This is a genomic window from Pseudomonas sp. F1_0610, assembly GCF_047470865.1.
In the GTDB taxonomy this organism is placed as follows: domain Bacteria; phylum Pseudomonadota; class Gammaproteobacteria; order Pseudomonadales; family Pseudomonadaceae; genus JAZDRH01.
Genome location: NZ_JAZDRH010000004.1, coordinates 118,321 through 144,361 on the forward strand (window position 1 = coordinate 118,321; position 26,041 = coordinate 144,361).

Genomic DNA, 26,041 nt, shown 5'->3' on the forward strand with positions numbered 1-26,041 from the left:
GCCAAACTCTCGCCATAATGAGATGATACATTGTAGAAGATTCAAGGATCAATTTGTGACCCAAGCCCTTATCAATGCTTTACATAACCCGCAAGCTTACTCACATAACGTAGATGACATAAAAGTTATTGAAACGCAAATTTCATGGGTCATTCTTACCGGTGAGTATGCTTATAAGATTAAAAAAGCCGTTGACTTTGGGTTTCTTAATTTCACTGCACTAACTACACGCCACCACTTCTGCAACGAAGAACTACGACTAAATCAGCGTTTAACTCAAGATATCTACTTAGAAGTCGTCCCTATTACAGGCACCACTGACCACCCACAGATGGATGGCAAAGCAGGTGAAGTCATTGAGTACGCAGTCAAAATGCGCCAATTCCCACAAAGCCAGTTGCTTGGCAATTTACAACGCAGTGGCGAGTTAAACGAACAGTATATCGACACACTGACGCATAAGATTGCAAAATTTCATATTAGTGCCCCATCCGTTCCTGCCGATCATCCATTAGGTGATCCTCAAGCTATTATGGCGCCTATTCGCCAGAACTTTGAGCAAATTCGAGAAATGCTCACAGAACCAAGAGATTTCATTCAACTCGATGCTTTAGAAGCTTGGGCTGAATCTAGTTTTGAGCGACTAAAACCTTTATTGGAGGCGCGTCGTCATCAAGGGCTGATTAAAGAATGCCATGGTGATATTCATCTGGGTAACGTAACTTTGTTAGATGGTGAAGTCACACTATTTGATTGCATCGAATTTTATGAGCCTTTTCGCCTCATTGACGTCGCTTGCGATGCTGCTTTTCTAGCCATGGATTTAGATGATCGTGGACTAAAAGCCATGTCGCGCCGTTTTGTCAATTCATGGCTTGAAGAAACAGGCGACTTTGCAGCCATTCCGCTAATTAATTTTTATAAAGCCTTCCGCGCCATGGTGCGTGGCAAAGTAAACCTGTTTCGCTTAGCTCAAGAAGATGATGCTGTACAAAAAGCGGCTATCGTACAAATTTATCGCAAATATGCTGACTTAGCTGAAAGCTACAGTGCTATTCCATGCCGTTTTCTAGCCATCACACATGGTATTTCTGCGGTTGGCAAAAGCCATTTAGCTATGCGTTTGGTAGAAGCTTTGGGCGCCTTACGTTTTCGCTCCTATGCTGAACGCCAGCGCTTATTCGGTGAGCAGCCAAAAGAGGCCGCCAACCTAATGCGAGCCGGCATTTATACACCACAAGCCAGTGATGCCACCTACCAACGGTTACATGATCTGGCCAAGCAAGCACTACAAGCAGGCTATTCTGTGGTTATTGACGCCACTTATTTAGAACAAGCGCGACGCCTTGCTGCCTTAAATATTGCAGAAAATGAAGGCGTGCCTTTCTTTATTTTAGATTGCCAAGCACCTGATGAGGTGGTTGCTGCTTGGCTAGCCCAACGCCCACATCAAATCATTGACCCTTCTGAAGCAACCAATGAGATTATCCAAATTCAGCAAGCAAATCGCCAGCCTTTAAATGCTGAGGAAAAGGCGCACCGTTATTTGGTAGAGACTAACGAAACTATTACCACTGACAAGTTAATTGAACACTTACGCCAACGTATCCCTGGTTTATAAGCCTAAAAGCGCGCCTAACAGCGCGTTTTTTTATGCGTTTGAGGCTCTTTTTTACGCGCCCAATACATGGCCAATAAAGAGCCAGATACATTATGCCAAACACTAAATATAGCACTTGGCACGGCCGCTAAAGGGCCAAGATAGGCAGCCGATAAAGCAACACCCAAGCCTGAGTTTTGCATGCCCACTTCAATAGCAATAGTCTTACTATCAGTAAAGCTACAGTTAAATAAACGTGCCAATGCATAACCCAGTAAACAACCTGCACCGTTATGTAGGATCACCACCAAAAACACTAGCCCGCCCGCTTCAATAATTTTGCTTCGACTACTTGCCACAATGGCCGCCACAATTAAGATAATTGCCGTGGTTGATAAAAAGGGTAAAAACACTTGAGCGCTGCTTGATAGTTTAGGAAATAAACTATTGACTGCCACACCTAAAACAATAGGCAATAAAACCATTTGCAACACAGAAATAAACATACTCCATGCGGAAACCTCAATCCATTGGCTTGCTAAAAGATAGAAAATAATAGGTGTTAGGACAGGCGCAAGTAAGGTAGAAACAGAGGTGCACGCCACCGATAAACTCAGGTTACCGCGAGCTAAATAGGCCATCACATTAGAAGCAGTACCACCAGGGCAAGCGCCTACTAGAATAACGCCAGCCGCTAGCTCTGCGGGCAACTTAAAACCTAATGCCAGAGCAAAGGCTATTAGTGGCATCAGGCTAAACTGGGCAACCACACCTATAGCTACCACTTTAGGCTGACGAAAAACCTCCTTGAAATCATTAGGTGTAAGGGTTGCTCCCATACCAAACATAATGAGGCCAAGCATCCAAGGAATATATGCCGTTAACCATTGAAAATAGTCTGGAAGATAGAATGCCACCACGCTCAGAAACAGCATCCAAACGGCAAAGGTTTTTACAATCAACTGGCTTAAACGCAAAAGTAATTTCATAACAAAACAAGCTTTAATACTAAAACTGCATTAAAGCCTGTTTTTTTAATGCTTAGCAAGCCTTCTTATTTCGCTTGCCAAAGGCTCACTACTTCCTGTTTATTTAAGGCAAGCCATTGCAACGTAATAATGCTAGCTGCGTTATCAATGCGCCCATCTTTTACGGCAGCTAAAGCAGCATCTAATGACCAAACATGCACGCGGATATCTTCACCCTCTTCGGCTAAGCCAAAAACCCCACCTGCATCTTTAGTTGAGCATTTTCCAACAAACAGATGCACATATTCATCACTGCCACCTGGGGAAGGATAATAGCTTGTTACAGGCCAAAGCTCCTGCAACTGCAAATTAGCTTCTTCTAAAGCTTCACGACGAGCAACCTGTTGTGGCGTTTCATCTGTGTCAATAATGCCTGCAACAATTTCAAGCAGCCAAGGATGCTTGGACTTGGTTAATGCCCCAATACGAAATTGCTCAACCAAAACTACGCTATCGGTTTGAGGATCATAAGGTAAAACACAAACCGCATCTGGACGCACAAAAAGCTCTCGATTAATCACAGGCCCCATATTGCCTGCAAACTGCCGATGTTTAAGCTGATATTTATCCAAACGATAAAAGCCTTTAAACGCTGTTTCATGCTGCACTATTTCGATATCTGGACTTTTCGCTTGTTTAAAATCAGACATAGTTAGCCTCTTAAATATTAGTTGGTTTACCTATAAACTTAGCCCATTAAAACTGTCCAACGCCTCTACTGCGTTAGCAATATCGGTATAGGAGACCGTTATCTATGTTGCGCTACTTAATAGTAAGCCTATTAGCTGTATTTTTAATAGGTTGTCAAACATTTCAAAGCCATACCTCAAATTACCCACATGAGCGAATTCAATGGGAAAAACAAGCTGACCCTAACTGCACAGGTGATTTTTGTGCATTAGTTAATGTCGATACCTTAGTATTTAAAAACCAGCCTGAACTTAATCGCATTATTAACCAACGTCTATTAGATTTGGCTGATGACGTTGCTGCACAATCAGCTAATCGCACCTTAGAAGCCTATGCCGCTGACTTTTTGGCCAGCGCTGAAGATAACTGGCAGTCATGGTTACAAGCCAGTTTTGAAGGGCAAGTGGATGATGTAGTATCCCTTGAGTTTAAAAGCTACAGCTATACAGGTGGCGCCCACGGTAACTCACACCACACTACACTACTCTATGATACAAAGAAAAAAATTAGCCTAAGCTTGCAGGATTTATTATTACCAAACCAAGAAGATGCATTCTGGGAGCTGGCACAGAAAGCGCACTTACATTGGTTAAAATCTAAAGGCATTGAAGACCAAGCAAGCTTTTTACAGCAATGGCCGTTTCAACGTACAAACAATATTATTCTAACTGACAAAGCGATTTATTTGGATTACCCCGCCTATGCACTGGCACCTTATTCAATGGGTAATGCTGTACTCAAACTACCGAAAAATATGCTAGGTAAAATTATTAAGGCTAAATACATACAGTAAAAATACCCAGCTGTTTGCAAGTTTGCCTTCGAAGGTTACTGAACAATCTAACTTTCGAAGGCAAAGTGCCCTTAGTGGGTATTTTCTTAACCAATAAAGCGCTATTTACACCTGACGATAAATTAACGAGCCTTGTTCTTTAAAACGTTCAGACTGTTCTTTAAAGCCCGCTTCAATAGCCTTTTGCTCATCGGTTAAGCCATTTTCATTAGCATAATCACGCACTTCTTGGGTGATTTTCATTGAACAGAATTTTGGTCCACACATTGAACAAAAATGCGCTACTTTGGCAGAGTCCTTAGGCAAGGTTTCATCATGGAAGGCACGCGCTGTATCAGGATCTAAACCTAAGTTAAATTGATCTTCCCAGCGAAACTCAAAGCGCGCTTTGCTCAGTGCATTATCACGAATTTGCGCCCCTGGATGGCCTTTGGCTAAGTCCGCCGCATGCGCAGCAATTTTGTAGGTAATAATGCCTGTTTTTACATCATCTTTATTCGGTAAACCTAAATGCTCTTTAGGTGTTACATAGCACAGCATGGCACAACCATACCAACCAATCATTGCCGCCCCTATCCCTGAAGTAATATGGTCATAACCTGGTGCAATATCTGTCGTTAACGGACCTAGGGTATAAAAAGGCGCCTCATCACAGCACTCAAGTTGCTTATCCATATTTTCTTTAATCATGTGCATTGGTACATGGCCAGGGCCTTCAATCATGCACTGCACATCATGCGCCCATGCTTTTTTGGTCAGCTCACCTAAGGTTTCTAGCTCACCAAACTGTGCCGCATCATTGGCATCGGCAATAGAACCTGGGCGTAAGCCATCACCTAAGGAAAAGCTAACATCATAGGCTTTCATGATTTCGCAGATTTCATCAAAATGCGTATATAAGAAGTTTTCTTGATGATGCGCTAAGCACCACTTGGCCATAATAGAACCACCACGCGAAACAATACCTGTTACCCGCTTGGCAGTCAGTGGTACATAGCGCAGCAATACGCCCGCATGAATAGTAAAATAGTCAACGCCCTGCTCGGCCTGCTCAATTAAGGTATCGCGAAACAGCTCCCAAGTTAAATCCTCAGCCACACCATTTACTTTTTCGAGAGCTTGATAGATAGGCACTGTACCTACAGGAACAGGCGAGTTACGAATAATCCACTCGCGCGTTTCGTGAATATGCTTGCCTGTGGATAAGTCCATAATGGTATCTGAGCCCCAACGGATACCCCACGTCAGTTTTGCCACTTCTTCTTCAATAGATGAACCTAAAGCGCTATTGCCAATATTTCCATTAATTTTTACCAAGAAATTACGCCCAATAATCATGGGTTCTAGTTCTGTATGGTTAATATTGGCAGGTAAAATAGCGCGACCACGGGCAATTTCATCACGCACAAATTCAGGGGTAATTACGTTTGGAATCGCAGCTCCAAAGCTAAAGCCTGCATGCTGCTGAGCAAGCAAGCCTGCTTCGCGCGCTTGCTCTAGCTTCATGTTTTCACGAATAGCCACATACTCCATTTCTGGCGTGATAATGCCTTTTTTCGCATAGTGCATTTGCGTGACATTTTGCCCAGCTTTAGCTCGGCGTGGATTACGTAAATGGGCAAAGCGCATTTTGGCTAGCTCTTCACTGTTTAACCGCGCTTGCCCAAACTCTGAAGTTAAGCCTGATAAGCGCTCAGTATCACCACGCTCATCAATCCAAGCGCTACGTACATCCGCCAAACCTTTGCGCACATCAATTGTAATATTAGGATCCGTGTATGGACCGGAAGTGTCGTACACCAAAACAGGCGCATTCTCTTCGCCACCAAAGGCAGTTGGCGTAGTGCTTAAACTAATTTCACGCATAGGCACACGAATGTCTGAGCGCGAGCCCTCAACATAGATTTTGCGTGAGTTGGGAAAAGGTTGTATTGATTGTTGATCGACTTGTGCAGTTTCACTTAAGTGTGTCGAAACATTTTGGCTCATATCAGGCTCTCCAGAACACGAACGAAAATGTCGGGCGACCTGACGGCAAGAGGCAACCTGCCTATAACAGCAGAATTATCTTGTTCCCTACGCGAGTCTTAACTCGATCAGGTTCAACGGGATCCGGAACAACTCCGATCTCAGCCTTATGGCACCCCGACAAGAACAAGCAACAGTCTCGCAGGTGATGCCCAAAACAGCAAGTCTGGTTCTCAAATAAAGCGATTTATAAACTAGATACATAAGTAAACTTGACCAATCCTCAAGTGAGCTTTAGCCTTAAGCGATATTGCTTTGATTATGAGGCTCATTAAGGATGCGTAAGCTCTATCTCGTCGTAGCCATTAGCGCTATGTACAGCACTTCTGCACTGGCGGCTCAACCTAGCAGCCTAATGGACGTGTATCAACTGGCCGTACAAAACAATGCTGACCTTGCCGCAGCACATGCCAACTATAAAGCCCAAAGCGAGGTCGTGCCTCAAGCCAAAGCCGGTTTATTACCACAAATTGGCTTAGGCGCTGGCATAGAAAGCTCACGTACTACAGTCAATACTGCTACTAGCAATATGCCTTTAGTGGGTACAGTACCTGGCAGTAAAAATACCAGCAACCGTAATGGGCATGTCTATCAAGCCAGCCTAAGCCAACCTTTATTTCGCTTAGATCGCTGGTATCAACTGAAAGCGGCCAAGGCCGTTAATGAGCAGGCCACCATTGAGCTATCTGCGGTTGAACAAAGCTTAATCCTCAATAGCGCTGAAATTTATTTTGCCATCTTACGCGCACAAGATAACTTAGCCACCACTAAGGCCGAAGAAAAAGCCTTTAAACGTCAGTTTGATCAAGCCAATGAAGCTTTTAAAGTCGGCTTAACAGATAAAACTGATGTACTGCAAGCGCAAGCCGCCTATGATGCCACCCGTGCTAATCGCATCTTGGCAGAACGCATGGTAAAAGATGGTTTTGAAGCATTAACTACACTGACCAATACCGAACTAGATGCCATTGAAGGTATTAAACATAGCTTGCCAGTGCTAGCACCTGTACCCAATAACGCGCAACAATGGGTAGATACTGCCACCCAGCAAAACTTACAGCTTCAAGCTATTAATTACGCGGTAGATGCTGCAAGTGAAAGCGTTAAACAACGCAAATCTGGCCATGCGCCAAGCGTAGATGCTGTTATTCAATACCGTAAAGGCGATAACGACGCCTTAGGATTTACCAACAGCGGCTCTCCTTATGCACCCCATTTTCGTGGTAATGCAGAGCAAAGCAGTATTGGTATACAGCTAACCATTCCGCTCTATACCGGTGGTATGATTAGTTCACAAGTACGCGAAGGGGTTTACCGTTTAGAATACGTAGAGCAACAACGCGAAAGTATCCGCCGCCAAATTGTGCAAAACACACGCAATTACCATCGCGCCGTAAATACCGATGTCGAACAAATTCAAGCCCGCAAACAAGCTATTATCTCCAACCAAAGTGCTGTTGAAGCAACACAAGTTGGTTATGACGTAGGTACACGCAATATTGTTGACGTATTAGACGCACAGCGCCAGCTATATGCTTCTGTGCGTAATTACAATGATGCCCGTTATAGTTATATCCTCAACAATTTACGTTTGCAGCAAGCGGCAGGTACATTAAGTCCAAATGACCTTATGGCGTTAAGTAGTTATTTATCGCCTTCCTATAATCCAGATAAAGATTTTTTACCGCCTATTCAATAATAGAAAAGCCCCGATAAGCCTATTTAGCTTTCGGGGCTGATTCCTCACAACCCTTATTTTTGAAGCCTATTAATTTCGCCAACAGTTTTTATTGCCGGTTGAGGCTGTAAATTCGCTAGTATAGGAGTTATATATTAAATTCCCACACTCTGCGTCATCAAACTTAGGGTAAGCAGTTATAACAAACTGATCTTCTTTATCATAGGGGATTGTTATTTCATGCCCGTCTTCATCATATAAAATTTTATTTTTAGGCCAAGACAATTCATACTCATAATATTTCATTTCTTTAAGTTTATCTTCAAGCTTTAAATGCTTAAATTCATTAGCCATATAAAAATTCTGTATAAGAAAACGTTTTTGTCTTGCAATAACCTCAAACGTCATATCAATAGCTTCAGCTCGCTTTGCACGTTTTGCATATTCTTGATAAGAAGGCAAAGCTATTGAGCTAATAATAGCAAGCACTAGAATAGTAATTAATAGTTCTAACAGCGTAAATCCATTATTACTCTTCATTGCTTATTCTCCTTTTTTTAGCTTCCTCAATATTGTAGTTACGAAGATCCTCATCATGCTCATAATACTCTAAACTTAAAACTTCAGTAGGGTTAGTATTTTTTTTATAAACATAATATATTGAGTAACCTGGCTTTAGCTTATATATAACCGGAGAAGAATTAAACAGAACTGAATTACTTATATAGAGAGATGACTTTTCCGTAGTAACCAAATTTCTACCTAAATCAATATCTAGAACAATAGCGTTTGTTTCACTAATATCGCTAGCATAAGAGTTAACAATAAACATAAAACCAAATACTATAAATAAATATTTAACCGGCATTATTCATTACTCCCCCAAGCAATACGTCCAACTGTACCTTCATCTATATATATACTTTGGCAGCCAGCCCCCGTGCATAATTCAAACATATCTACTTTATCTGTACTACCTAAGGTAAAGCCGCCAGCACCATCAGTTTTAATACCTGACACAATGAAATTTTTGATATCTAAGCTATTTTTATCAATCAAAACATTTGTTTTAGTTTGCCTGCCCTCTAACGGATCAATGGCATAAGTCCAAGAAGAAATAGACCCGCCACAAGCATTTTTACTACTTACCATTGATTGAAATAATAGTGTCTTGCCAAATAAAACTCCATTTTGTACCACTCTTTCATTTTGTCCCTTGTCAAAATCAATAACCCAACCTACCTTACCTGGAAAGTAGTCTGACCATTTCATCAATCCAGTCTTAGGAGGAGGGATATATCCTGTTACTTTAACAAATTCAATATTTTCACCTTCTATTGCCCGCACTACTTGATTTTTTCCATCGATTTTTACAACTTTTTCTTTAATTTCTCTAGTGGCTAGCCGAGAACGTGGAGTAGGTTCAAACTCAAACCTACCAGAGCTATAGCCTATAAGAGGTTTAATACCATAATAACTTTGTACAGAGTTATCTACTTTGTCAGAACTAGTTATATAACGGCCCGTGCCAAATGTTAAAAAATGATCACCGTTTGCCATAAACATCACATTGGGTTTAGTAGTGATACTTTGCCTTTTACCATTTTTATCTCTAGCTACTATGATAGGGTCTCTAATCTGATCAAAGTCACTCTGCAATGAGTTTGTATCAGGCGCTAATTTTGGTGAGGCATACCATAGATTACCTTGATAGTCCCCTGCGTAAAGTCTATCTATTACCGTTCCTCTTGTCTTACGACGAAAATACGCAGCTGTAGTAACGCCTGAAATACCATTGGCTAGCCCTTCCTCGCCATAAAAAACTGCCCACTCCCTACCGATGTTATTAGCAAAATCAACAAAAATTATAGAACCTCTACCATGGGTCGCATCTGGATCATAGCCATTACCTAGGACTACACCCCAAGAGTATCAAATGTTAGCTGAGCACCATCTATTTTCCAAATGTCGTAAAACTCATGTACTGGAATAATCACTGGACTAGCATAGGTATAACCTAGCTTGGTATGTTTTAATTCTAATGTTTTATCTGTATAATCCCATAAGAGTTTTATATTGTTAGGTTCTGTAATATCTAAAGCAAAAACCCCTTTTCCTCCTGCACCTAAGGTGCCTACTAATACAGTACGCCAACTACCATTAATAATTACATCTGAAACAACAGGCGTAGCATCAACATAGTATTGATGTAGTTTTTTACCATATTTAGGCGAAGTTAATTTGTTTAAATTTTTAATCACCGCTTGTGGAATATACGAAAATACTTCCTTACCTGTATTGGCATTAAATGCATGCAACATACCATCATTACTGCCTACATAAAGCATTGGTGTTCTATTTTTCATATCGGCTGCAAACTTAGTATAACTTGGTGAAGCTCCTCCAGTTGTATAGCCTTCCATAAGAATAGGTAGAGCACTCGCCCCATGCACAACTACAGGTTTAGAATTAATAATATCTCCGAGTCTGTATTCTCTTCTTCTAAATATTTCACCATTCGCTAGCTGATTCGAACCACGAATAAACTGTAAACGAGATTCTCCAAGTTTGTCATCTTTGTTTGTGTCTGGGTTAATATTTAACAAATATTTATAATCATCAGATATTTCACTCCAAGTGAAATCAATCATTTTATGCTTAATATTAAGACCAGAACCTGCTGTTATTGAGGTTTTAACCACTCGTCTATCAATATCTTTTTCTGAACTTAAGCTACGTTCTAACAGCTCTTTTGCACCTGCAGCCCATAATGCTGATGAGCTGCCCTTCTCATCAGTTTTAGTTGCTTTAATATTTCCTGTCCAACCTTCTTCTGAGTCAAAGGTTGCTTGGTAGGAAACACTATAGGACTTACTTAAATCTTGTGCCTCAACAATCCCTGAGCTTATAGCAGGGCTAGTGCCATAGGTTTGCCTTTCACCAACACGCTGAATAATTCGATTAAACGCAATAATCAAATCATCTGGTCGATCAACACTGAAAAACTCACCTCGCGTATTAATAGCCGCATGCCACAAGTCATATATTTTTCCTTGGGTGTCATATACAGGCGGCCATACTTTGCCATCTAGATTTTCAAACGTAGGTCTGTCTTTTGTTTCATCCCATACAGGGTAGTTATTGGGATTTTTATTTGGGTCCGTCACTAAGGTACTACTTAAACCAAAAGCGACCATAAAGTTAGACATGTGTTGCCATGTTGCAGGGTTATTTTTTGGGTTCCAAAAATCGCCCCCTTCTTCATAATAGGGTACTAGGTCACTTGGCAAGTCCACCAACTTTCTTGCCCAATAATAAAATGCCGTATCTGCTAAAGTACCAGAATGACTATCCCCATATGGGCTGTTATTCGTGTAAGGAATACCGCTACCTTGGCCATCTAATGTGCCTAGCTGAATACTAGAGCCGTCATAATTACCAACAACACTACTATCAGTCCATCCGCCATCGGTTAATAGAATATGGTAATTTGCTCGACAGCTATGCACTTTAGGCTCGCCGTACTTTTCAACTACTTCCTCGGCGTATAAAAATTTGCGGATGTCTGAATAAGACATCGCCTCGATTTCTTCAGGTGTTTTCCCTCTGCGTTGTAACTCTTCTGGAATATCAATATAAGCTTCTTTAGTGGAAACATATTCACCTGCTCTTCGAATAACAAGATGTAATGGAGTTCCACCGGGGGCTGTCAAGTTTGCAAGCCAGTTAAAAAAATTATATTTATGCTCACCAGAGAATTTTTCAAAATAATTAGACCTATTATAGTATTCACTTCTTATATAACAGTTTTCAATTGCATTTGGAGATTGTTTCCCTCTAGCTGGTAAGAAACAGCTAGTCATATCTTGCCAAATAAACCTTATATTAGAGGGTAGTTGTGAAAATGCGATATTAGCAGATGACTGTACTGCCAGCATGCGCGTTCTATAAAAGCTATACCAAATAGCATACCTTTTTACGCCCTCTTCTCCATAGTCAGTACGGATATTTCTTTTTTCAAAACATTGAGCTTCATTATAAGGTTTATCTTTGCATTGCTTACTGCCAACAACCTTATTGGGATCTAATTTATAGTAATAAAGATCATAATCATTTATATCGCTTAAATTCGTTTTTAAATATCCATTATAATACTTTTTAGGATATGGATTTTCATATAATTCAAATTCAATTCCATTTGCACCATAAGTATATTTGTAAGGCAGTTTATAATCATATTCCGGATTAAAAAAACTAACATTACAAATATGGCTTTTCACACAAAATTCATAACTACTTAGTCCATCTGGCGTTCTTTCTGTATCCATAGACCCCGAATTATCAATGGTAACAATAATATTAGGCTCCACATTAACTGGCATATCCAAGGGCATCTGAAGCGGATGATCAGCGCTATTAGATATTTCAGATGAAGCATATAAAGGAGTTAAAATAAAAAATAAAGATAAGATATTAAATAATTTCATCACTTATTAACTCCAAGTGAAAAGTTAACAAATACAGTTTCTATAATTCTGTCTTTATTGTATTCATAAGCTTCCAAATTCTGATCTGGCACACTAAACACTTTTTCTTTCCCTCTACCTTTTATTTTGTAGAAGTGATAGCCTTGCCCCGTCGAAGCTGACATCCAATCTGCGTCAAAAGAATAAGAGTTCATAGCAGAACCCCTGCCATGTCTTATATTATACGCACTTGGGTTTATATAAAATGTATAAGAGCTTAGTACAAAAAGTGGATATTCTTTATCATTATAAACTATAGAGTTTAGGTTAATATCTGGGGAGACGCTATAGTCATGACCAATTTCATAAATATTCATGCAGGGTATATTGTTTCCTAGTTCCTGACGTGAAAGATCAGTACCACAATGAATTGATTGCACTTCTGATGCTTGTGTTTTTTCCACTAAGAATCTAGAACCATATAGCCTATATTCTGCATCACGCACAACCTTGCTTACAGAATAACTTAAACTTTTATTGACAATTCTAGCCCTTACATAATCTGTTTCATAATTTGAAACCTTAATTGTTGAAATAACATAAATAGTAAAAATTATTAAAAACACAAGCACTACAATTAAAACAGATCCATTTTGTTTTCTCATAACACTATCCATTATAAATATACTCTGTAATAGAAATCATTTCATAAATTTTATTTTTATCGTCAGCAATAGTCTCCCCAGTTTCTTCCTTCCAATGATTTAAGCTATCATTTTTAACCTTAGATCCAACATCTTCTGAAAGCAGTATCAAAAAATTTAAAGCCACTACCTTATCTGTTGGCTTCAGGTCCTTTATTGGAATAACCTTAACTGATAAATCATTAATATCCTTATTACTAGTAACTGCATAAACCTTAAACCCTTCAATATTTTCTGCAATTACTGCATCTTTCGCAACTAAGCGTGCTTCAATTAACTTTCCTTCCTCCATATTAATCATATAATCTGAGTAATATACTATTTTTTTTACTCTATCATAATAAATTTCACATATTTCGTTTGTACAAGCTTTAAAATTTGAATTACTAGTTGGCATGTTAATATTTTCTAAATTTTTATTTTTTGTACCCGCTCTAAAGCATACTCCATCTGTAACTTTGTTCTTTAGCGGCTTAATAAATTCTCCAGCAGAGAAATCTTGGCATTTATTCATTCCTTTTATCTCAGGAAAGATTATATATTTCTCACTAAGAGGGTCTGTACTCATACCTAAAAATCTAACTTCTCTAGCGAGCATATCTCCAAAAAAACGCGCATTGGCTAATAGTTCTTTTTTCTTTTGGTTAAACTCATAACTACTGACATAATTTATATACATGGTGCTAACACCCACCATCAAAAAAGCAGACAGAGATATTGTAATTAGCAACTCAATCAAGGTAAAACCTGCGCTTTTCATAAGTCGGTACTCACTTTAAATAAGCAATAGTCCTTATATTCTTCATTTGCTGTAAAGCAACTATCTGCGCGATCTTTCCAGGCTAATATTAAAAGCACACTCTGCCCCTCATTTTGAGGCTTTACTGTAGAAATGCTAAAACCTAATTTTTTAACCTTAGCATGCCAGCAACCAAGGAATTTTTTATTGAAATCTTCATCTTCTGTATTTTCTAAATTACCACAAGTAGCACTAGAGTATTTTATTCCATTACCATCAAAAATAGCATTATCTTCATTTATACCTTCATAAAAATAGCTATGTTCTGTATTAGCGTAAACTTGCTCTCTATTTGCTCTCATAAAATTAATGAGTTGATCATTTAATGAGATAGCTTTAAGGTACATATCTGATTCAACTGTTTCTAGAATTGTTCTATTTTGTATACCAAATATTGCCAATAAACCAAAAACAAAAATAAAAACACTTATTAACAGTTCAATTAACCCTACCCCTCTCTCATTAATCATCTTCATTCCCAAACTCCTCATTATCAAATTCCTTGGTCATCTCTAAATCTTCCCTTCTACTTTCCATTACTTCTTTAAGCTGTTCTGGATCATCACCGTACATACTAAAATATAGATGAACTAATTCACTCTCATCACAGGAGTTTAATTTTTCAGTTTCAGTTTTGTACCCTTTTTTATAACGTTTAATTAAGCCTCCCTCTAGAAATGTAACTACATAGGCGCGCTCTGGGTTATTATCTTTTGGGCAAAATATAAAGCCTATATTCCCACTAGGGTATGGAAAACTTAGCATCCCTGAAAAACCGGTATTTAGTTGAACCATATTTAGTTTATTTTTATCGTAACTGTATAAAATTTTATCACCATGACCATCATGCGAGCGCCACTTGTGGCTATACACTCTACGAATGGTCTGCCAACCAAACCTACCTTCATTTACAGCCAGTCGGTTATAGAATAGGAAACTATAGAGTTCATTTGCCTTACTTTTAATATAGGCGTCTTCAACCATGCGATTGAGGCTAGGCATAGCTATTCCAGCTAAAATCCCAATGATGGCTATAACTATCAGCACTTCAAGAAGTCCAAAAGCTTGTGAATATCTTATCTTGAGCATAAATCTCTCTCTCATTTAACCTAAGCGAATTAGGTTTATTTCTCACTTAATAATCTATAAATTGATTATTAATTAATGAGAATATAATCACAGTGGCAGCCGCCTTAAATCGTTTTTGTGATATATTCACGATATCTATAGTATTAGAGAGAGATAGCTCACAGAGGCAGCTAACAAAAGATAAAAAAGGCGCCAAGCATAAACAAAGGAATTAGCAAGAGAAGTAAACTTATCGCAAAGCAAAACTGCTAATACTTAGCCAGAACCTTGCTTTAATTCTTTGCCTCACATGCTTGGCACTATTTATAGGGCAGGCTCAAATTCTGACTGCAACACCTAACCAATCTGGTAAGACACAACAGTATGACATAGCATGAACTTAGCTTTGATCAACGCATTAGAATCAGCATAGGCCTATTACAAGAACTTAGGCTGCGTTTAATTACCAGACAATCAAGCCTCCTCCTTCGACCATCAGTCGCAAGGTACGCTGCAATAGCGCTTGTGATGCAAGCTAAACCGTCTATTTAGCGCAGAAGTCAATGCAAGCAGGCTAGCTGGGCTGTTGGCTTAAACTTAAGCTAGCGCATGATGCTGAGCTGTTTGAAGTAATCATCGTAATGTTGCGAGATGTTATTCTCCTCAACAGCTAGGCTAGTTTACCCGTTATGTTTGCTACGCATAAAAGCTATTTCAATAGTGTGGTAGTAACGAAAATATTAACGAGCTGATCCGTCAGTTCTTGCCCAAAGGCACAGATCTCTCTGTGTATAGTCAAGAAAACCTGATGAAATTGCGCTATCACTCAACGCAAGACCCAGAAAAGGGTCCGGCTTCAGGTGTTGAAGTTATGCAAAAAAACAGCAGATGAGCAATAATGGACCAATATCCATTCATTAAACCTGTTGCACTCAGGCTCTGAATCCGCCTAAATTAAAGCTATGTTGTTTTTATTCTTCATAAAAAACAGCTAGCAAAAATGCTAGCTGTCTAGTATCAACTGCAAATAGTAGTAATTGGGGCTAATTATTTAAACTAAGTTCAAACTCACCAGCAGTCAGCCACTGTCCCTGTAACACCATTAGCAGACTTCATACTTTTTTCGCCATTTGATTTAAGTACAAAAGCACCACACATAGTATCATTAAAATAAGGCGTAGCTTGAAGCTCAAACTCAGTTTTGGAGTTTTTAGGTATTGATATTAAATACTTACCTTGCCCCGTCATATTATTTACCCCCAGCACCGTAAGATTAGCATAGGTATAATTTTGAGCATAATGACGCTCTTGCCGAGCAGCTAAATCTAATAAGGCTGACTTTGCTTCTGTGCGGTAACCTTTTTGGACATATTGAGAGTATGAAGGGTAAGCAATAGCAGCTAAAATGCCTATAATAACAACGACGGTCATTAACTCTATTAAAGTAAAACCTTTATGCTTCAACATACTAACTCCATTTTCTTCAATTTATACCCGAAATACTAAAATAGAACTTCTGTATATTACTTCCCCAGATTAAAGCTATCCAGCCTGCAATGGCCAAATATGGCCCAAAAGGCAGAGGATTGCTCATGACACCTTTATTTTGCAAACGCAGAATAATAATACCTAAAACAGCCCCTACCAAAGAAGAAAGCAGAATGGTTAAAGGTAGCACTTGCCAACCACCCCAGGCACCAATTAAGGCTAATAGCTTAAAATCACCATAGCCCATGCCTTCTTTGCCAGTAAGCAATTTAAAAGCCCAGTAAACCGACCAAAGGCTTAAATAACCAAAAATTGCACCATAAACAGCGGTAGATAAATCTGTAATTAACCCAAAGCTATTCACTATCAAGCCTAGCCATACTAAAGGCAAGGTCAAGTTATCTGGCAAAATTTGGTGGTCTATATCAATTAGACTCATGGCTAGCAGCCCCCAGGTGAGGAATAGCATAGCAGCCATTAACCAAGTAACCCCAAATTGATAGGCAATAAAGGCGGAAAAACAGCCTGTTAAAAGCTCGACTATAGGGTAACGCATGCTAATAGGCTGCTTGCAGCCAGCACACCGGCCTTTTAAACAAAGCCAGCTAACTAAAGGGATATTTTCCCACGCCTTAATTTTTCGCTGGCAGTTAGGGCAGCAGGAATCTGGCAGAACCAAGTTAAAGCGTTTTGGGGTTTCCTCAACAGCTTCCAAGGCTAAAATTTCTCGCGCCTGCGCCCGCCAGCTTCGCTCTAACATAATAGGAAGGCGATAAATAACCACATTTAAAAAGCTGCCCACTAACAGCCCTAAAATAAAAATACAGGCTATAAAAAAGCCTGTATTTTCTTGGAAAAACTCTAGTAATGTCATTATACAACTGAGCCTAATTGGAAGATAGGTAGATACATAGCGATAACCAAACCACCCACTAAAACGCCTAAAACCGCCATAATCAATGGCTCCATTAAGGATGTTAGTCCATCTACTGCCGCATCTACCTCTTCCTCATAAAAAGTTGCAAACTTATCTAACATGGTATCTAAAGCACCAGACTCTTCACCAATAGCCGTCATTTGCAAGGCAAGGGGAGGAAAAATATTGGCTGCTTTCATTGAGACATTAAGTTGCACACCATTACTTACATCTACTTTAATTTTTTCAATAGCATTTTTAAAGACCACATTGCCAGTGGCGCCAGATACTGAATCTAAAGCATCAACTAAAGGTACACCGGCAGAGAAGGTAGTAGCCAAAGTTCGGCCGAAACGTGCAACCGTTGATTTATAGATAATATCTCCAACTATAGGCGCCTTTAATAAGCCTCTATCAATAGAATCTCTAAATCCTTTTGATTTTTTATAGGCTTGATTTAGCCCTATACCTATTGCTATAGCAGCCACTACTAATATCCAACCATCTGATTGTATAAACTCGGAAAAGTTAATAATCATCATGGTAAAGGCAGGCAACTCAGCCCCAAAGCTAGCAAAAACCTCCTGAAACTGTGGAACCACTTTAATCAATAGAATAGCTGTAACGATGATAGCAACAGCAATAACAGCGATGGGATAATTCATAGCTTTTTTAATTTTAGTTTTGAGCATTTCGGTCTTTTCTTTATACGTCGCCACCCGATCTAACAAAGTTTCCAAAGCACCGGACTGCTCGCCAGAAGCAACTAAACTGCAATATAAATCATCAAAGTATTTTGGATGCCTGCGTAGCGCTGTGGCAAAACTATTACCACCCGCAACATCAGCTTTAAGGCTTTCAACCAGTTTTTTCATATTAGCGTTTTCCATACCATCGCTAATAATGTCAAAGGATTGCAGTAATGGCACACCGGCCTTCATCATGGTCGCCATCTGCCTTGTGAAAACAGCAACGTCCATTGGTTTGATTTTTTTACCGCCACCTGCTAATTGGATACCTTGCTTTTGTACCTTGGTTGGACTAATACCCTGTTTGCGAAGCTGCGCCTTAACAAGGTTAGCGTCTTGCTCAGACATTTTCCCTGAGACTTTACCACCTTGTTTATTTACACCTTCCCAAACATAAACAGCCTGCTTAGCTTGTTTTGCTGCCATGAGTTTAATCCTTCGTTACGCGGTTAACTTCTGCCAAGGTAGTAAGACCTTGCATTACTTTTTCTAGACCCGAAGTGCGTATGTTATTAAATCCTTCTTTACGCATCTGCTGATCAATATCAATAGAGTTACCATCTTCCATAATTATCTGCTGGAGCGCTGGTGTAATTTTCACAACTTCATAAATTCCCACACGCCCTTTATAACCATTATTACAGTTTTCGCAACCGACTGGTTCATAAACTTTAAAAGTTCCAATCTGTGCTTCGGTAAAGCCTTCAGCCAACAAGGCTTCTTTAGGAATGTTCGCTACTTTTTTGCATGACTTACAGAGTCTGCGTGCCAAGCGCTGGGCAATAATAAGGTTAACAGAGGTTGCTAAGTTAAATGAAGGGACCCCCATATTACGCAAACGAGTCAAGGTTTCAGCCGCACTATTAGTATGCAGTGTTGACATTACCATGTGCCCTGTTTGCGCTGCTTTAATTGCAATTTCGGCCGTTTCTAAGTCACGAATCTCACCGACCATGATGATATCGGGATCCTGACGCAAGAAAGCACGCAAGGCTTGAGAGAAATCCATACCTTGCTTAGGGTTAACGTTTACTTGGTTAATACCTTCTAAGTTAATTTCTACTGGATCTTCCGCTGTGGATATATTTACTTCCACGGTATTGACCAAGTTCAAACCACTATAAAGCGAAACAGTTTTACCTGAACCTGTTGGCCCTGTTACCAGAATCATACCCTGCGGATGATGTAGCGCTTCTAGATAAAGCTCCATTTGCTGCTCTTCATAGCCGAGCATTTCAATGCCCATCTGCGCACTGCTGGAGTCGAGAATACGCAATACAATTTTTTCGCCCCATAAAGTGGGCAAGGTATTGACACGAAAGTCGATTGACTTGGTATTAGAGACTTTTAATTTAATCCGCCCATCTTGCGGTTTACGACGTTCAGAGATATCCATTTGTGACATTACTTTGAGACGTGCAGAAATCCTGTCTTTTAATGCCATAGGTGGACGTGATACTTCATGCAAAACACCATCGGTACGAAAACGCACGCGGTAAGCTTTCTCATACGGTTCAAAGTGTAAATCTGAAGAGCCCATTTTAATAGCATCTAGCAACATCTTATTAACAAAGCGTACCACAGGTGCTTCATCGGCCCCCTCATCAGCGGCTTTCGCAGCACCACCCTCTGAGGTTTCTAAATCATCTAAATCGGCAGCATCAGCCCCGTCCAAGCTGTTCATGGGCGAGTCATAGAGCTTATCAATTATCTTAGCAAGCTTATCGGCCTCGACTAAAACGCCCTCAACCGTCATCCCTGTACTAAACTGTACATCAGAAATTGCCTGCTGATTACCAGGATCTGAAATCGCTAAATAGAGTAAGTTTCCCCGCTTTAATAAAGGTAGCACTTGCAAAGTAGCAGCAAGTTTGTCTGAGATAATATTCTTATCAATTAGGCTTTCATCAAAAGCCGACAAGTCAAAATAGGGTACACCAAATTGGTCTGATGCGATTTCCATCAGCTGCTTGGCGTTAGCTAATTTATTTTGCACTAGCCAAGTAACAAAGGGGGTTTTGTTTCTTTTAGCATCAACCACTGCATCCTGCGCTTTTTGCTCAGTCAAAATTCCTTGTTCAACAACTTGTCGAGCAAGACCAATCAGCGCTATTGAATTTCCCATAATGCTTTGCTCACCTTAAAAATGAAGGGACTGACAATAATTGTCACCTTATGACGCTAAATTACACTAAATATTATTTTTTTTTCAAACACGCATCAATTTACTGCAACAACCGCATAAAAAACTGACGCATATCAAAACTGGCATGAAATTTGCTTATATTATATTCGCAACAGGTAAGTTACCTGCCAATCACTAAACATGGAGTTTACAATGAAAGCTATTCAAAAAGGTTTTACCCTTATCGAATTAATGATCGTGGTTGCGATCATTGGTATTCTTGCAGCAATCGCTATCCCACAATACCAAAACTACATTGCACGTTCACAATTTGCTGAGTCTCATGCACTACTTGGCGCTACTCGTGTAGCTTTCCAAGAACGTATTGACTCAGGCAACGTTATCAAAGCTACTAAAATGGGTATCCAAAACGTAGGTAGCTACGGTGGTATTACTTTACCAACAGCAGATATTGATGCTTTAGTTGCTGGTGAGTTTTTTGACGTAGTGTATACCTTCAACCAAAAAGGTATTATTCCATACGACAAAACTGGTACAGCAACCACTGCGGTTGACTCAAACTCAAGCCCTGCATTAAATGCAAAACTTGTTGTTTACACTTATGAAGTAGATACTGGTCGTTGGACATGCTCAACTAACGTTGACGAGCAGTACATTACTAGCTGTGAATACGCTGCAACTCCTGCTGGTACAGTTACTGGTAAACGTTAATAGTTACCTAGTTTAACTACCTAAAAGCGCTTGGTTAAATTACCAAGCGCTTTTTATATTAAAATTATTAACAACCTTATTTTATTTCAATAAAAATATCATAATAAAATCCACACCTATGCTTTATCGCTTAAAGAGCACTTATTATAAATACGCTAACTTCGCCACTTACAAATTTACTAATCGTTTGCTACATCTTAATCAGCTCATCCAGCTGACTTTAAAATTTTACAAACACTTATTTTACTCTGAAGCGGTAAGAGTTTAAAAACTACCAATCAAATAACGCCCTTGCTATATCCGACACTCCAGATGACTTTCCTTGGCATCCTTGTTAGCAAGCCAACATATATCCAGTATTTTTATGACACTTAATTTTATAATTATAAATTCAAAGCTCTATCAGTGACTTATCTTATATTTAAATTTTCTACATAGTTGAATATTAAAAGCTTAAAATAAAAATGCCTGATAATGTTTACCAGGCATTTATTATTCATATTTTACGCTTATTTAAACAAACTTAAACTTTCGACCGCTCAAAACGCTTGCGGTCATTTTCGTTTAGGTATTTTTTACGTAAACGAATTGATTTAGGCGTTACTTCTACTAGCTCATCATCATCAATAAATTCTAGTGCTTGCTCTAAGGTGAAGATAATAGGCGGAACCAGTTGGATAGTTTCGTCTTTACCTGAGGCACGCATGTTATCTAGCTTTTTGCCTTTGGTTGGGTTGATGGTGAGGTCGCTGTCGCGGCTGTGGATGCCTGCTAATTGGCCTTCGTAAATTTCATCACCTGGGGCTAGGAATAATTTACCACGGCTTTGTAAGGTTTCCAGCGAGTAGCTCAGCGCTTTACCTGTTGCCATTGACACCAACACGCCATTTTGACGACTAGTGACATCACCGCCTTTTAATGGGCCGTAATGGCTGAATGTACTGGTAAGAATCCCTGTACCTGAGGTCATGGTCATAAAGCTGTTACGGAAACCAATTAAGCCACGCGCTGGAATAACGTATTCAAGTCGAATACGGCCTTTTCCATCTGGAACCATGTTGTTAAGGTCGCCTTTACGCAGGCCTAATTGCTCCATGATAGAACCTTGGTGTTGTTCTTCAATATCAACAATTACGTTCTCGTAAGGTTCTTGTTTTTCACCATCTACTTCTTTAATCACCACTTCTGGGCGAGAAATAGCCAGCTCAAAACCTTCACGGCGCATGGTTTCAATCAATACTGATAAATGCAATTCGCCACGGCCTGATACTTTAAACTTATCCGCGCTATCGCCTTGCTCTACACGTAAAGCTACGTTGTGCAGCAATTCTTTTTCCAAGCGCTCTTTAATATTACGGCTAGTAACAAACTTACCTTCTTTACCTGCAAAGGGTGAGTCGTTTACTTGGAAAGTCATGCTGACGGTTGGCTCATCTACTGTTAATGCTGGCAGTGCTTCAACATTTTGTTGATCACACAGGGTATCAGAAATAAATAATGGCTCAAAACCACTGATACATACGATATCGCCGGCTTGTGCTTCTTCAACATCCACGCGATGCAAGCCGTGATGCCCCATGATTTTTAAAATACGACCATTACGACGTTTGCCGTCAGCACTGATGGCGGTTACGGGCATATTGCTTTTTAAACGACCACGTGTAATACGGCCAATACCAATAACGCCTAGGAAGCTACTGTAGTCCAGTGCAGAAATTTGCATTTGGAATGGGCCATCAACATCCACCTGTGGTGCTTTTACATATTTAATAATGGCTTCAAACAATGGATCCATGTTGTCTGCCATTTCTTCGGGATCATTACCAGCAATACCGTTTAAAGCGCTGGCATAAATGATAGGGAAATCAAGCTGCTCTTCAGTTGCACCGAGGTTATCGAATAGATCAAAAATTTGGTCGATCACCCAATCTGGACGCGCACCCGGGCGGTCAATTTTGTTTACTACCACAATTGGGTTCAAGCCCGCTTGGAAGGCTTTTTGTGTAACGAAACGCGTTTGTGGCATAGGGCCGTCGATAGAGTCAACTACTAACAGTACGCAGTCGACCATGCTCATGACGCGTTCCACTTCGCCACCAAAATCGGCGTGGCCCGGAGTGTCGACAATATTAATATGGTAGTCGCGCCAGTTAATGGCGGTATTTTTCGCCAAAATAGTAATGCCGCGCTCTTTTTCTTGATCGTTTGAATCCATTACCCGCTCAGAGTCCAGCTCTTTACGATCTAAGGTGCCAGAGGCACGTAGTAAGGCGTCAACAAGGGTGGTTTTGCCATGGTCAACGTGCGCGATGATGGCAATATTACGTAGATTTTCAATCACAAAGGTATTCTCAAATTAGTTTAAAGGCTACAGGCAAGCTGCATAGTTAAAGTACATACGCGCACGTCCGGCGGTCGCAGTTGTTGTGGCAATGCCAAACAACTCCAAGGGCTTGCCCATAGCAAATTTCGCATCTTAGTTTTGCTCTACCGCAGGTCGATAAACCCGCACATTATCAAAGCCTTCATGCAATAAATGATGTGCATGCAGGCGACTCATCACACCTTTGTCGCAATACAATAAATATTGGCGATTACTTTCAAGGTGCTTGAATTTGTTGTTGATGGCGTAAAATGGCAAGAGCATAACTTCTATGCCTTCTAAGACCAAGGGTTCATCCTCAGCTTGATCAGGGTGACGGATATCAATCACTATCTGCCCTGCCAAGGCTTGATGCACTTCTTCAACTTGAATATCTTTGCCTAACTCATCAATTAGTTTATCAATGGTTTTATACACGGCTTTATCAACAGCCTGCTCTAAAATGGCCATATCAAACTGAGTTTCTTCATGTTCAATACGATGTAGCTTAGCGCGTGTTGTTGGGTTCACCGAAATAACACCGCAGTATTCTGGCATATGGCGGGCAAAATCAGCCGTACCAATTTTTTCTGCGGTATCAATAATGTCTTGTTTATGACTGGCAATCAGCGGACGCATAACCAGCAAATCGGTAGCTTTATCAATGACTGACAAATTCCGCAGCGTTTGACTAGAAACCTGAGAAACGGCTTCGCCTGTCGTCAGCGTTTCTATTTCTAAGCCTTGGGCAATTTTAGTCGCCGCACGCAGCATCATGCGCTTTAAGATAACACCCATTTGGCTGTTATCCACCTTATCTAAAATTTCTGCCACAACTTCTTCAAAAGGGACGCTAATAAATAGGCTGCGATGTGAGCGGGCAAACTTTTCCCACACATAATGCGCGACTTCCATTACACCCAGCTCATGCGCACGACCACCTAGATTAAAAAAGCAGAAATGTGTCATTAGCCCACGGCGCAACATACGATAAGCCGCCACTGTGGAGTCAAAACCGCCTGACATTAATACCAGTGTTTGCTCCAGTGAGCCTAATGGGTAGCCGCCTAATCCTTGATGACGCTGTTTCTCTAACAATAAGCGATCAAAACGCACCTCAAAGCGCACTTCAACATCAGGATCTTTCATTTTGATCCCTGCAGCGCCGCATTGTTGACGCAATTGGCTGCCAACATAGCGATCGACATCCATTGATGTAAAGTCATGCTTACCTGCACGCTTACAACGTACGGCAAAGGTTTTATCTTTTAACGATGCACCGTATTCCGCTTTACATTTTTCTACGATGTCATCGAAATCTTTTAACGGAAACTCAACCACTTCATAAAAGCATTGAATACCAGGAATACAGGTTAAGCGTGCAATAACTTCCTGCCTTACGGACTCCACCGTCACAGTAGCTTGCACATCTATATTGTCCCACACGCCATCGGTTGTGATGTCGGGTGTAAGGTCACGCAAAGTCACTCGTATATTTTTGCCAAGCTGACGCATAAATTGCTTACGTACAGGACGGCTTTTAATGGTGATTTCCGCGAAGGGTTTGACTATTAATTTCATGGCGCGGTTAACTAAGGTATCTACAACCTGTAAAAAAGGGACGTAGTTTAGCAGAATGTCTGGCTAAACACATAAAAAGCCTTACGCTTTTGTTCATTTTTTAAACATTTTAATGACAAGAGAATTACATAAGCCCAATTAACCATTTATCGATAAGGCTTTGTAACTGTAAATAATCTGCATTTTGCCTATAAGCTTGTGGATCACAAGCATAATTAATCGCTAAATTATTTTGATAATCCGCTTGAGTAGATTGCTGCATAAATTGTAGATAGCACACAAAGGCTAAACGCTGCGAGCGGTCAAAAATCTGTGGTTCAGGTAAATTACAATACTCCCATAAGTCCAGCATAAAATTAGTGTCTTGCAGTTCTGCTATAAGAAATGCAGGTAGTAAAAAGCGCCAGCCTTTATCATCAATGAAGCTCAATGAACTATTGCAATTAACTAGCTCATTCTGGGTTATTAATTGCCAGTTTTCTCGTTGATCTTTTGCGCGTAGCTTAGCCAGTTCTGCTGCTTGAGCATAATTTTCAAACCCTGCCCTTCGTATACTCCTATGCCGTTTTCTAGCGTTACTTGGGCAAAAGCTTGTTGAATTTGTGTTGTTAACTGCTCAACTGTTACCTCAGTAACCATAGCTGTAATGGCCTGTGATTTTATAGTCGAACAACATATCCTCTTTGACCTGCCCCCAACCAATGTTATGCATAATCAAAGGACGCTTACCATCTTTAGAGCGCTCATTAAGTACAATACCAATATGGGGTGCATTATTTGGCAGCATCCAGGTAACTATGTCACCTGCGATATAATCATCACCGTTCTGGGTAATTTTTTTGACGTTGCCATAGCGTTTAAAAAAAGTTTGTAAATTGGGCACGCGACGATGATCAATATTGCTATCTGGGCGTTTTAAGCCCCAGTTTTTCGGATACAGCGAAAAATTTTGCCGCATATCTTCATGCACTTTTTGTTGCAGATCGATGCCAAGTTTGCGGTAAGTACGGATTACCACATCAGTACAGACCCCTCTATTGGCAGCTACATCACCATTAGGGTAAGGAATTTTTTGGTAAGCAGAGTCATAAAATACAAAGCGACTTTCAATACTGCTAGCTGAATTAGCCACATCTGCTGCCGTAAAAGCAAAGCCACTATTGCTAACTACTAATACGCCAAAAGCTATTATTATTTTGCGCATAACCCCACCTGTAGATAAAAAGAAAGGCGT

The 26,041-nt window shown here is 40.1% G+C and carries 24 protein-coding genes, 1 pseudogene and 1 riboswitch; of the genes and pseudogenes, 5 read left to right on the forward strand and 20 right to left on the reverse strand.

Going from position 1 to position 26,041, the window contains the following annotated elements; translation table 11 throughout:
• Positions 1–55 precede the first annotated feature (55 nt).
• Positions 56–1,621: an AAA family ATPase gene (locus VQ643_RS03890; RefSeq protein ID WP_414197962.1), complete on the forward strand. Its 1,566-nt coding sequence runs from the start codon at positions 56–58 to the stop codon at positions 1,619–1,621.
• Between the two features lie 14 nt (positions 1,622–1,635).
• Here the strand turns inward: VQ643_RS03890 and VQ643_RS03895 are convergent, their stop codons facing one another.
• Both VQ643_RS03895 and VQ643_RS03900 read right to left on the reverse strand, forming a co-directional pair.
• On the reverse strand, positions 1,636–2,589 hold the full coding sequence (locus tag VQ643_RS03895) for a bile acid:sodium symporter family protein (RefSeq protein WP_414197963.1): 954 nt from the start codon (positions 2,587–2,589) through the stop codon (positions 1,636–1,638).
• 65 nt (positions 2,590–2,654) lie between these two features.
• On the reverse strand, positions 2,655–3,278 hold the full coding sequence (locus VQ643_RS03900; protein ID WP_414197964.1) for an NUDIX domain-containing protein: 624 nt from the start codon (positions 3,276–3,278) through the stop codon (positions 2,655–2,657).
• Positions 3,279–3,382: 104 nt separating this feature from the next.
• On the opposite strand from VQ643_RS03900, the gene VQ643_RS03905 reads away from it, so the two are divergent.
• Positions 3,383–4,111: a DUF3298 domain-containing protein gene (locus VQ643_RS03905; protein ID WP_414197965.1), complete on the forward strand. Its 729-nt coding sequence runs from the start codon at positions 3,383–3,385 to the stop codon at positions 4,109–4,111.
• 105 nt (positions 4,112–4,216) lie between these two features.
• Here VQ643_RS03905 and thiC read toward each other — a convergent pair whose 3' ends face one another.
• Complete coding sequence (gene thiC, locus VQ643_RS03910; protein ID WP_414197966.1) at positions 4,217–6,100, reverse strand: phosphomethylpyrimidine synthase ThiC; 1,884 nt, start codon at positions 6,098–6,100, stop codon at positions 4,217–4,219.
• Positions 6,101–6,167: 67 nt separating this feature from the next.
• Positions 6,168–6,269: riboswitch (TPP riboswitch) on the reverse strand.
• A 225-nt stretch (positions 6,270–6,494) separates the two neighbouring features.
• Between thiC and VQ643_RS03915 the strand changes: the two genes are divergently transcribed.
• Positions 6,495–7,838, forward strand: a complete 1,344-nt coding sequence (locus VQ643_RS03915; protein WP_414198018.1) for a TolC family outer membrane protein — start codon at positions 6,495–6,497, stop codon at positions 7,836–7,838.
• Between the two features lie 69 nt (positions 7,839–7,907).
• Here the strand turns inward: VQ643_RS03915 and VQ643_RS03920 are convergent, their stop codons facing one another.
• From VQ643_RS03920 to VQ643_RS03955, 8 genes are read right to left on the reverse strand one after another with little or no spacing between them, the layout of a single operon-like run.
• Complete coding sequence (locus tag VQ643_RS03920; RefSeq protein WP_414197967.1) at positions 7,908–8,357, reverse strand: prepilin-type N-terminal cleavage/methylation domain-containing protein; 450 nt, start codon at positions 8,355–8,357, stop codon at positions 7,908–7,910.
• Positions 8,347–8,685: a PilY2 family type 4a fimbrial biogenesis protein gene (locus VQ643_RS03925; protein ID WP_414197968.1), complete on the reverse strand. Its 339-nt coding sequence runs from the start codon at positions 8,683–8,685 to the stop codon at positions 8,347–8,349. Before VQ643_RS03925 ends, VQ643_RS03920 begins: the two co-directional genes overlap by 11 nt.
• Complete coding sequence (locus VQ643_RS03930) at positions 8,685–9,686, reverse strand: PilC/PilY family type IV pilus protein (protein WP_414198019.1); 1,002 nt, start codon at positions 9,684–9,686, stop codon at positions 8,685–8,687. The genes VQ643_RS03925 and VQ643_RS03930 overlap by 1 nt, the downstream gene beginning before the upstream one ends.
• Before the next feature lie 47 nt (positions 9,687–9,733).
• Complete coding sequence (locus VQ643_RS03935; protein ID WP_414198020.1) at positions 9,734–12,304, reverse strand: pilus assembly protein; 2,571 nt, start codon at positions 12,302–12,304, stop codon at positions 9,734–9,736.
• Positions 12,304–12,948 (reverse strand): hypothetical protein, encoded by a 645-nt coding sequence (locus tag VQ643_RS03940; protein ID WP_414197969.1) that lies wholly within the window; start codon positions 12,946–12,948, stop codon positions 12,304–12,306. Before VQ643_RS03940 ends, VQ643_RS03935 begins: the two co-directional genes overlap by 1 nt.
• A 4-nt stretch (positions 12,949–12,952) precedes the next feature.
• Positions 12,953–13,747 carry a PilW family protein gene (locus VQ643_RS03945; RefSeq protein WP_414197970.1) on the reverse strand — a complete coding sequence of 265 codons (795 nt, stop codon included), beginning with the start codon at positions 13,745–13,747 and terminating at the stop codon, positions 12,953–12,955.
• Positions 13,744–14,262, reverse strand: a complete 519-nt coding sequence (locus tag VQ643_RS03950) for a type IV pilus modification PilV family protein (protein WP_414197971.1) — start codon at positions 14,260–14,262, stop codon at positions 13,744–13,746. The genes VQ643_RS03945 and VQ643_RS03950 overlap by 4 nt, the downstream gene beginning before the upstream one ends.
• Complete coding sequence (locus VQ643_RS03955; protein WP_414197972.1) at positions 14,249–14,875, reverse strand: prepilin-type N-terminal cleavage/methylation domain-containing protein; 627 nt, start codon at positions 14,873–14,875, stop codon at positions 14,249–14,251. Before VQ643_RS03955 ends, VQ643_RS03950 begins: the two co-directional genes overlap by 14 nt.
• Before the next feature lie 703 nt (positions 14,876–15,578).
• Between VQ643_RS03955 and VQ643_RS03960 the strand changes: the two are divergent.
• Positions 15,579–15,721 (forward strand): annotated as a pseudogene (locus tag VQ643_RS03960) (IS30 family transposase); the annotation flags it as partial.
• Positions 15,722–15,922: 201 nt separating this feature from the next.
• On the opposite strand, the gene VQ643_RS03965 reads toward VQ643_RS03960, so the two are convergent.
• Genes VQ643_RS03965 through pilB form a run of 4 tightly spaced genes read right to left on the reverse strand, consistent with a single transcriptional unit; the run spans position 15,923 to position 20,132 of the window.
• A complete protein-coding gene (locus VQ643_RS03965) occupies positions 15,923–16,321 on the reverse strand; it encodes a type IV pilin protein (RefSeq protein WP_414197973.1) in 399 nt (132 codons plus the stop codon).
• A 16-nt stretch (positions 16,322–16,337) separates the two neighbouring features.
• The gene (locus tag VQ643_RS03970; protein WP_414197974.1) at positions 16,338–17,216 is read right to left on the reverse strand and encodes a prepilin peptidase; all 879 of its coding nucleotides are present in this window, start codon (positions 17,214–17,216) and stop codon (positions 16,338–16,340) included.
• Positions 17,216–18,433, reverse strand: coding sequence for a type II secretion system F family protein (locus VQ643_RS03975; protein WP_414197975.1), 1,218 nt, complete (start codon positions 18,431–18,433; stop codon positions 17,216–17,218). The genes VQ643_RS03970 and VQ643_RS03975 overlap by 1 nt, the downstream gene beginning before the upstream one ends.
• 4 nt (positions 18,434–18,437) lie before the next feature.
• Positions 18,438–20,132 carry a type IV-A pilus assembly ATPase PilB gene (gene pilB / locus VQ643_RS03980; RefSeq protein WP_414197976.1) on the reverse strand — a complete coding sequence of 565 codons (1,695 nt, stop codon included), beginning with the start codon at positions 20,130–20,132 and terminating at the stop codon, positions 18,438–18,440.
• 213 nt (positions 20,133–20,345) lie between these two features.
• Between pilB and VQ643_RS03985 the strand changes: the two genes are divergently transcribed.
• Positions 20,346–20,864: a pilin gene (locus VQ643_RS03985; protein ID WP_414197977.1), complete on the forward strand. Its 519-nt coding sequence runs from the start codon at positions 20,346–20,348 to the stop codon at positions 20,862–20,864.
• A gap of 523 nt (positions 20,865–21,387) precedes the next feature.
• Here the strand turns inward: VQ643_RS03985 and typA are convergent.
• The 5 genes from typA to VQ643_RS04010 form a co-directional block, all read right to left on the reverse strand.
• Positions 21,388–23,205 carry a translational GTPase TypA gene (typA, locus tag VQ643_RS03990; RefSeq protein WP_414197978.1) on the reverse strand — a complete coding sequence of 606 codons (1,818 nt, stop codon included), beginning with the start codon at positions 23,203–23,205 and terminating at the stop codon, positions 21,388–21,390.
• Positions 23,206–23,340: 135 nt separating this feature from the next.
• Complete coding sequence (thiI, locus tag VQ643_RS03995) at positions 23,341–24,807, reverse strand: tRNA uracil 4-sulfurtransferase ThiI (RefSeq protein WP_414197979.1); 1,467 nt, start codon at positions 24,805–24,807, stop codon at positions 23,341–23,343.
• A 124-nt stretch (positions 24,808–24,931) separates the two neighbouring features.
• Positions 24,932–25,318 carry a DUF6714 family protein gene (locus tag VQ643_RS04000; protein ID WP_414198021.1) on the reverse strand — a complete coding sequence of 129 codons (387 nt, stop codon included), beginning with the start codon at positions 25,316–25,318 and terminating at the stop codon, positions 24,932–24,934.
• Positions 25,273–25,446 carry a hypothetical protein gene (locus VQ643_RS04005; RefSeq protein ID WP_414197981.1) on the reverse strand — a complete coding sequence of 58 codons (174 nt, stop codon included), beginning with the start codon at positions 25,444–25,446 and terminating at the stop codon, positions 25,273–25,275. The genes VQ643_RS04000 and VQ643_RS04005 overlap by 46 nt, the downstream gene beginning before the upstream one ends.
• The gene (locus VQ643_RS04010) at positions 25,436–26,011 is read right to left on the reverse strand and encodes a DUF1287 domain-containing protein (RefSeq protein WP_414197982.1); all 576 of its coding nucleotides are present in this window, start codon (positions 26,009–26,011) and stop codon (positions 25,436–25,438) included. The genes VQ643_RS04005 and VQ643_RS04010 overlap by 11 nt, the downstream gene beginning before the upstream one ends.
• Positions 26,012–26,041: the final 30 nt, after the last annotated feature.